The sequence below is a fragment of the Pseudonocardia sp. ICBG601 genome (assembly GCF_020496245.1).
Map to the genome: position 1 here is coordinate 630,697 of NZ_JAHLJA010000152.1, position 8,001 is coordinate 638,697.

Sequence of the window (8,001 nt, forward strand, 5' to 3'; positions counted from 1 at the left end):
CGGCGGGGGCTACCCGTTGCGGGGCTGCAGGTAGTCCGGGTCGGGGTCGGGCAGCGGCACGTCGGCCCGGCCGGCGATCAGCGGGTCGACGGCCGCGAAGAACGGCGGTGCCGCGACCGTGCCGCCGAACGCGCCGTGTCCGCAGTCGCCCAGGTGGACCGGGTCCCCGGGGCAGATCTCGGACGGGTTCGGGCCGTCGGCGAACACCATCGAGGAACCGGCGACGCCGTCGATGCCCCCGGTGCCGCCGACGAACGCGACCGACTCCGAGGAGTTGGTCGTACCCGTCTTGCCGATCGTCGGCCGCGTCCAGCCCGCGGCCCGCGCCGCGGCCGCCGAGGTACCGGACACGGTGTCCCCGCCGAGCCCGGCGGACAGGGTGTGCGCGATCCCGGGTGCGACGGCCTGCTCGCAGGCGGGCCGGTTCACCGGCACCGCGGCGCCGTCGCGGTCGGTCACCGACAGCACGGCGTCCGGGGCGCACCACACGCCGTCGCTCTGGACGGTCGCGGCCACGTTCGCCATCTCCAGGGTGGACACCGGGCTGACCCCGAGGGTGAACGACGGCAGGTCGGCGAAGAAGGTCGACTGCGGCTGGGAGATCCGCGCGTCCGGCGACGACGGGTCCGGTGTCCCGCCCGCCGCATTCGACGCCAGGGTGTCGCGCAGCCCGAGCCGGCGCGCCATGTCCACGACCCGGGGGATGCCGGTGCGTTCCTCCAGGTCGACGAACGCGGTGTTCGGGGAGGTCGCGAGCGCGACGGGCAGCGGGATCGGGTCCGGGTAGTCCGGCGTGTCGTTGGCGACCGGGTAGCAGCTGGTCCCGGCGCCGGGGAAGCACGCCGAGGCCGGGTCGGGCAGCGTGCTGTCGTAGCCGACGGTGCCCGCCTCCAGCGCCGCGGCCGTGGTGAAGATCTTGAAGGTGGACCCGGCGCCGAAGACGTTCGACGGCGCGGCGACGAGGTCGCGGGTGGTGTCGCCGGCCGTGGCGTCGGTCCCGGGCCGCCGGTTGGCGACCATGGCGAGGATCTGGTGGTCGCCGGTGGCCGCGTCGCCGTGCCCGGGCCGGATCAGCGCCAGGGTGTTGGCGACGCCGTCCTGGGTGCGCGGCACGTTCGCGTCGACCGCCTGCTGCGCCGACGCCGTCGCGGCCGGGTCGAGGGTGGTGCGGATCGTGTAGCCGCCGGTGTCGAGCTGCTGCTCGGTGAACCCGGCCCGCTCCAGCTCGGACACCGCGTACTCGCAGAGGAACCCGGCGCCGTCGGTGGCGCCGTAGCAGTTGTGCCCGGGGACCTGCGGCCCGCCGGCGCGCACCCCGAGCGGCGCGGCGGTGGCCTCGGCGGCCTGGGCGGGGGTGAGCGACCCGGCGTCGCGCATGGCCGCGATGACGGTGTTGCGCCGGTCGGTCGCGGCCTGCGGGTGGCGGAACGGGTCGAACAGGGTGGGGTTGTTGACCGCGCCCGCGAGCAGCGCGGCCTGCGGGACCGTGAGGTGTGCGGCGTCGGTGCCGAACCAGGCGCGCGCGGCGGCCTCGACGCCGTAGACGTTGCCGGTGAACTCGACGGTGTTGAGGTACCCGGCGAGCACGTCCTGCTTGGACGTGCCGTGCGCCAGGCGCTGGGCGAGCACCGCCTCGCGGATCTTGCGGGTCGGGGTGTCGGCGTGGTCGGCCCGCTGGGCGGCGGGGTCGTCGCGGTCGACGACGTCGATCAGCCAGTTCTTCACGTACTGCTGGGTGATGGTGGAGCCGCCCTGCACCGCGCCGCCCGCGGCGTCGGTGACCAGCGCGCGCAGGGTGCCGACCGGGTCCACCCCGGACTCGTCGAAGAACCGGCGGTCCTCGACGTCGACGATCGCGGCGACCATCGCCGGGGCGATCCGGTTGTAGGACACGGGGATCCGGTACTGCTCGTCGAGGTAGGCGATCGGGGTGCCGTCGCGGTCGGTGAGGACGGTCGCCGCGGGCAGCGCCGCGGCGCTCGGCAGGTCGCCGGTCGTACCCGGCGGCACGACGGAGGCGACCGCGGCGACGCCGACCGCGGCGGGCGCCGAGCACCCGGCGAGGACGAGCCCGCCGGCCAGGATCCCGAGCCCGAGCCGCCGCAGCACCGACGGGTCCGGGCGGCGCCACCGCCTCGGGGTCCGGGTCTGCCGGAGACGGTCGTTCCAGTGCTGCGCGATCAGGCGTTCCCCCACGCGGGCGATTGTGCGCCGCAACGCTGAGGCGCGCCTGAGACCCGCCCGCGCGAGTCGCTGAGAGTCAGCCGGTCAGGGCGGCGAGCGCGGCCCGGGCCTGCTCGCGGAACCGCTCGACGTTGCCGAGCTTGACGTCCTCGTAGCCGCGCACCAGGTCCGCGGTGTCGGCGACGGCGACCACACCGTCCACGGTGTCGACCTCGAGCCGGTCGAGCGCGGAACGGACCAGCGCCTGGTACTCCCCCACCAGCTCGCGCTCCACCCGGCGGACCCCGGCCCGGCCGAACACGTCCAGCGGGGTGCCGCGCAGCCGCCGGGCCGCGCGCAGCGCCCGGAACGCGGGGGCGGCCAGCCGTCCGTCGAGGGCGATCTTGCGGTTCATCCCCAGCGCGCGCAGCACCGGCGGGTGCAGCATCACCGACACCCGGGCGTCGGGACCGAACGCGGCGTCGCGGCGGGCGGTCTCCACCGGGTCCAGGTGCAGGCGGGCGACCTCGTACTCGTCCTTGTAGGCCATGAGCCGGTGCAGGCCGTGGGCGTAGGCGGCGCCGATGCGCTCCCCGGCCGCGTCCCCGGCCCGCGCGGCGGCGACGGCCGTGACCCTGCGGACCTCCTCGGCGTAGCGCTGGGCGTAGGCGGCGTCCTGGTAGCCGGTGAGGTCGGCGATGCGGGTGGCGAGCACGTCGGCGAGCCCGGTGCCCGCGGCGACCGAGCGGGCCAGCTCCGCGGACGCCTCGTCGACGGCGACCGGGGCCGGCTGCGGCGCGACGAGCGCGCTGCGCACGGCGGCGGCGTCGATCGCGGCAGCCCGGCCCCAGCGGAACGCGGTCAGCGTGGTCTCCACGGCCGCGCCGTTGACCCGGATCGCCTCCTCCAGCGCCTCGGCCGACACCGGGAGCACCCCGTGCTGGTAGGCGGCGCCGAGCAGCAGCATGTTGGTCGGGAGGTGGTCGTCGAACAGCGCCTCGGACAGCGTCTGGGCGTCGACGGCGAGCAGGTCCCGGGTGACCGCGCCGATCCGCTCGACGGCGTCGTCGGTGGAGCCGGGCAGCACGACGCGGCCGGTGACCATGGCCGCGGTCGGCACGAGCGAGGTGTTGACGATGGCGACGGTGTGCCCGGGCCGGGCGACCGCGAGTGTCGCGTCGGAGGCGGTGCCGACGAGGTCCATGCCGATCAGCACGTCCGCGGTGCCGCGGGAGGCACGCAGGATCCCGTGGTGGGGCTGCTTGGAGATCCGGACGTCGGAGACGACCGGGCCGCCCTTCTGCGCGAGCCCGACCTGCTCCAGCCCGGCGGCGAAGAGCCCGTCGAGGTGGGCCGCCATCTGCAGGATCGCCGAGGCGGTGACGACGCCGGTGCCGCCGATGCCGGGCATCCGGATCAGGGTCGCGTCCGGGTCGACCCGCGGCTCGGGGTCGACGAGCGTGACCGGCAGCGCCGGGATCTCCCGGCGCGGCCGGGTGCCGGGCACCACGGTGAGGAACGACGGGCAGTCGCCCTTGAGGCAGGAGTAGTCGGTGTTGCAGGACGCCTGGTGGATGGCGGTCTTGCGACCGAACTCGGTCTCCACCGGCAGCACCGACAGGCAGGTGGACGCCTCGCCGCAGTCGCCGCAGCCCTCGCAGACCCGCTCGTTGATCAGCACCTTCTCGGCCGGGGCGGGCAGCTTGCCGCGCTTGCGCAGGCGGCGCTCCTCGGCGGCGCAGCGGTCGTCGTGGATCAGGACGGTGACGCCGTCGAGGGCCTTCAGCTCCTCCTCGGCCGCGGCGAGCTCGTCGCGGTGGCGGACGCTCGCGATCGGGTCGAGGGCGATGCCGCGGTAGTCACGCGGGCTGTCGGTGGTGACGACGATGCGGCGCACGCCCTCCAGGGCGAGCGAGCGCGTGATGTCGGGGACGTTCATCCGGCCCTCGGCGCGCTGCCCGCCGGTCATGGCGACGGCGTCGTTGTAGAGCAGCTTGTAGGTCATGGTGACCCCGGCCGCGACGGCGGCGCGGATCGCGAGCGAGCCGGAGTGGTGGAAGGTGCCGTCGCCGAGGTTCTGGACGAGGGTGCGGTCGTCGGTGAACGGGCCAGGCCGATCCACTGGGCGCCCTCGCCGCCCATCTGGGTCAGCCCGATCTGGTGGCCGCGGTGCTCGCCGTCGAGGGCGATCATCGCGTGGCAGCCGATCCCGACCCCGACGAGCGTGTCGTCGCCGGTGCGGGTGGAGGTGTTGTGCGGGCAGCCGGAGCAGAAGTACGGCGTCCGGTTCCCGAGCAGGTCCCAGCCCGATCCGCGACGGCTTCGGCGGTGCGAGGCGCTCCAGGTGCGCGGTCGCCGCGGCGGGCAGGGTCCCGCCCGGCGGCGGAGCCGGGCGGCGAGGGCGCGGGCGACGTCCTCGGAGCCGAGCTGGCCGCGGGCGGACAGCAGCGGGCGGCCGCGCTCGGCGCGGCGGCCGGTGACCGTGGGCCGGTGGTCGCGCCCGTAGAGCGCGTCGCGCAGGTGGCCCTCCAGGAACGGCACCTTGTCCTCGACGACGAGCACCTCCGCGCAGCCCTCGACGAGCCCGGCGAGCGCGTCGGCGTCGACCGGGAACGGCATGGCGAGGCGGATCAGGCGCACGCCGAGCGCGTCGAGCTCGGCCTCGCCCAGGCCCAGGTCCTCGCACGCCCGCAGCACGGTGGCGTAGGCGGTGCCCGAGGCGAGCACGGCGAGGTGCGGGTCGCGGGAGGTGAAGGTGACGCGGTTGAGCCCGGTCTCGCGGGCGTACTGGCGGGCCAGGTCGAGCCTGCGGGTGAGCTGGTCGTGCTCGGCCTCGATGGCGGCGGCCCGACGAGCGGGCCGGACTGCGCGCGGTCGGTGGCGGGCGGGGCCGGGATGCCGACCAGCTCGGGGCGCAGCGCGCCGAGGTCGACGGTGCAGGACGCGTCGGCGACGTCGGCGACGATCTTCAGGCCGGTCCAGAGCCCGGTGGCGCGGGACAGCGCGACGGCGTGCAGGCCCAGCTCGATCACCTCGGCCACCGAGCCGGGCGCGAGCAGCGGCATCGCCAGGGACTGCGCCATCGGCTCGCAGGAGCTGGGCACGGTGGAGGACTTGCAGGACGGGTCGTCGCCGATGATCGCGACGGCGCCGCCCGAGCCGGGCGGTGCCGGCCAGGGTGCCGTGCCGGATCGCGTCGGCGGCCCGGTCGAGGCCGGGGTTCTTGCCGTACCACCAGCCGACGACGCCCTCGTGGCGGCGGCCGGGGACGGCGTCGAGCAGCTGGGTGCCCGCGACGGCGGTGGCGGCGAGCTCCTCGTTGAGCCCGGGCCGGAACACCACGCGCTCGGCGTCGAGGTGGGGCACGGGCGCGGCCGAGCTCGGCGTCGAAGGTGCCGAGCGGGGAGCCCTGGTAGCCGGAGACGAACGAGGCGGTGTCGAACCCGCGGGCGGTGTCGAGGCGGGCCTGCTCGAGCACGAGCCGGACCAGCGCCTGGATCCCGCTCATCGGGGCCCCGACCGTGGGCGGCGAGGTACTTGTCGTCCAGCACGGTCATTCTCGGCTCCTCGGCGAGTCGGGCGGCGCGTCCGCACCAGGACAGCGCGCGACGACGGCCTCGACACAATGCCCATGGCAGTGATCGCCGCGGATACGCAACGGATACCGTCGAAGGCCCACGAGACCGTGGATCCGTTGCGCTGGAGGTGCCGTGCCCGAGACGAGGTCGACGACCTGGACCACGCGATCCTGCGGTTGCTGCACGAGGACGCGCGCCGCACCTACGCCGACATGGCCGAGCGGGTCGGGCTGTCCACCGCCGCGACCAAGCGGCGGGTCGACCGGATGCGCGAGTCCGGGGTGATCACCGGGTTCACCGTGCAGGTGGACCACGCCAGACTGGGCTGGCCGGTCGAGGCGTTCAGCGAGATCCGCTACGCCGGCACCGCGAGCGTCTCGGAGATCGTCGACTCGGCGTCGCGCCAGCCGGAGGTGCAGGCGGTCTACACCCTGGCCGGTGACCTCGACGCCCTGGTGCAGGTCCGGGTCCGCGATCTCGCGCACCTGCAGGAGGTGATCGACCGGCTGCGACGCAACGGCACGGTCACCGGGACCCGGACGCTGATGGTGCTGGGCCGCTGGACCCGCACCTGATCATTTGCTTACGCAACGATCGGGTCGATCATGATCGGGTGCTCGTCCTCTGCAGTGTCACCGTTTCCCCTCGCACGGCCGGGCCGTGCTCCCCTTCGCCCGCGCGCTGGGCGACGCGGGCCACCGGGTCGTGGTGGCGTGCCCGCCCGACATCGCGGGGGTGTTCGACGGTGCGCCGGTCGTCGTCGAGCCGGTGTTCGCGACGATGGCCGACTCCGCCGAGCACCTCGGCCCGGCCGTCGCCCGGCTCGGTGGGCCCGCCGCACTCGCGACGCTGACCGCCACCCGGAGGTGACGACGGCACTGCTGCCGACCCTGTTCGCCGGTCCGCAGGTGACGAGCTCGGCGCGGGCGCTGCTCGCGCTGGTGGGGTCGCACGGGACCCCGGACCTGGTGCTTGCGCGACGGCGGCGAGACCGCGGGTTCCTGGTGGCCGAGCACCTGGGGGTGCCGTGTGTGGCGGCGCCGTCGGGTGCGGGCAACGTCCTCGCCCCGCACGTCGTCGCCGACGCGCTGGCGGAGAGCGTCGCGACGAGCTCGGCTTCGCCGCCTCGGACGACCCGGCCGCACTGCACCGGTGGGGGCGGCTGGACTGCATGCCGCCGCAGTTCTCGCTGGCGGGGCCGCAGATCGCACCGGCGCGGGCGTTCCGCCAGGACGACCAGGTCCTCCCGCGGCGAGACGCTGCCCGGCTGGGTCGCGCGCGCTGCCCGGGAGCCGGCCGCTGGTCGTCGCGGGGCTGGGGACGGCGATGCCGGCGATGGCCGGGCGCGCCGAGCGCCGCGCCCCCGTCGACCCGCACGCCGCGCTGCGCACGGTGGCCGAGGCGGCGTCGCGGCTCGACGCCGAGGTGGTGCTGTCCACCGGCGGCCTGCCGGTCGACGACCTGGCGCTGCCCGCACACGTGCATCCCGCGCCGTGGGTCGCAGCCGCTGCTGCTGCAGGTCGCGGACCTGTTCCTGACCCACGGCGGCTACAACGCGCGTCCGCGAGGCCGTGCGGCATGGCGTCCCGCTGGCGGTGCTGCCGCAGTTCGGGGACCAGGAGCACAACGCCCGGCGGATCGCCGAGCTCGGGCTGGGCGCGCACTGCACGCCCGACGCCGCCGAGGTCGCCGCGACGTGCACCCGGCTCCTGGGCGACGACGACGTCCGCGCGCGGAGCGCTCGGCCCAGCGCGCGATGCTGGCGCTGCCGCCGGTGGAGGACGCCGTCGGCGTCCTGGAGGGACTGGCCGCGCGTCGGGTCCCCGCGCTCGTGCCCTGACCGCCCGGGTCAGGCGGGCGGGCCATGCGGGGCGCGCGGCCCGCAGGCAACGACGGTGCGCGCCCAGGTGCCGAACAGCACGAGCACCCGAGCACGGTGACGACCAGGCCCGGCCCGATGTCGTCGGTGCCGGCGACCGCGGTCTGCCGCGACCACACCGCCCAGAGCCCGGTGACCGCACCGACGCCGGTGACGGTGGCCGCGGTCCAGGCCAGCGGCCAGAACCGGGTCAGGAGGGCGAGCACCGACAACCCCCACCGCGACGACCGCGACGAGGTGAACAGCCACGGCAGCGGCCCCATCGCGGCCCGGCCGGCGAGGACCTCCCATCCGGCGCCGCGGGTGGACCAGGGCATGAGCAGGGCGGCGACGACGGCGGCGACCCCGCCCCCGCGACGACCGACGCGGGGCCGGGGTCGA

The 8,001-nt window shown here is 75.8% G+C and carries 7 protein-coding genes and 1 pseudogene; 5 read left to right on the forward strand and 3 right to left on the reverse strand.

Going from position 1 to position 8,001, the window contains the following annotated elements; all coding sequences use genetic code 11:
• Positions 1-9 precede the first annotated feature (9 nt).
• The 3 genes from KPL57_RS53330 to KPL57_RS53340 all read right to left on the reverse strand — a co-directional run bounded on the left by KPL57_RS53330 (position 10) and on the right by KPL57_RS53340 (position 5,529).
• A complete protein-coding gene (locus KPL57_RS53330; RefSeq protein ID WP_226350598.1) occupies positions 10-2,196 on the reverse strand; it encodes a transglycosylase domain-containing protein in 2,187 nt (728 codons plus the stop codon).
• A gap of 64 nt (positions 2,197-2,260) precedes the next feature.
• The gene (locus KPL57_RS53335; protein WP_308253131.1) at positions 2,261-4,168 is read right to left on the reverse strand and encodes a DUF6537 domain-containing protein; all 1,908 of its coding nucleotides are present in this window, start codon (positions 4,166-4,168) and stop codon (positions 2,261-2,263) included.
• The gene (locus KPL57_RS53340) at positions 4,165-5,529 is read right to left on the reverse strand and encodes a hypothetical protein (RefSeq protein WP_226358020.1); all 1,365 of its coding nucleotides are present in this window, start codon (positions 5,527-5,529) and stop codon (positions 4,165-4,167) included. The genes KPL57_RS53335 and KPL57_RS53340 overlap by 4 nt, the downstream gene beginning before the upstream one ends.
• A gap of 328 nt (positions 5,530-5,857) precedes the next feature.
• On the opposite strand from KPL57_RS53340, the gene KPL57_RS53345 reads away from it, so the two are divergent.
• From KPL57_RS53345 to KPL57_RS53365, 5 genes and pseudogenes are all read left to right on the forward strand, one after another.
• Complete coding sequence (locus tag KPL57_RS53345) at positions 5,858-6,316, forward strand: Lrp/AsnC family transcriptional regulator (protein WP_226358021.1); 459 nt, start codon at positions 5,858-5,860, stop codon at positions 6,314-6,316.
• Positions 6,317-6,401: 85 nt separating this feature from the next.
• Complete coding sequence (locus KPL57_RS53350; RefSeq protein WP_226358022.1) at positions 6,402-6,611, forward strand: hypothetical protein; 210 nt, start codon at positions 6,402-6,404, stop codon at positions 6,609-6,611.
• A gap of 725 nt (positions 6,612-7,336) precedes the next feature.
• Positions 7,337-7,426: pseudogene (locus tag KPL57_RS73020) on the forward strand (hypothetical protein); the annotation flags it as partial.
• 11 nt (positions 7,427-7,437) lie between these two features.
• Positions 7,438-7,581: a hypothetical protein gene (locus KPL57_RS70920; RefSeq protein WP_226358043.1), complete on the forward strand. Its 144-nt coding sequence runs from the start codon at positions 7,438-7,440 to the stop codon at positions 7,579-7,581.
• 96 nt (positions 7,582-7,677) lie between these two features.
• A partial coding sequence (locus tag KPL57_RS53365; RefSeq protein ID WP_226358023.1) for a hypothetical protein occupies positions 7,678-8,001 on the forward strand: 324 nt, incomplete at its 3' end.

Bases quoted from the DNA above. Each gene is read 5' to 3' on its own strand.
- KPL57_RS53335 (WP_308253131.1), bottom strand. From the start codon at position 4,168: ATGACCTACAAGCTGCTCTACAACGACGCCGTCGCCATGACCGGCGGG.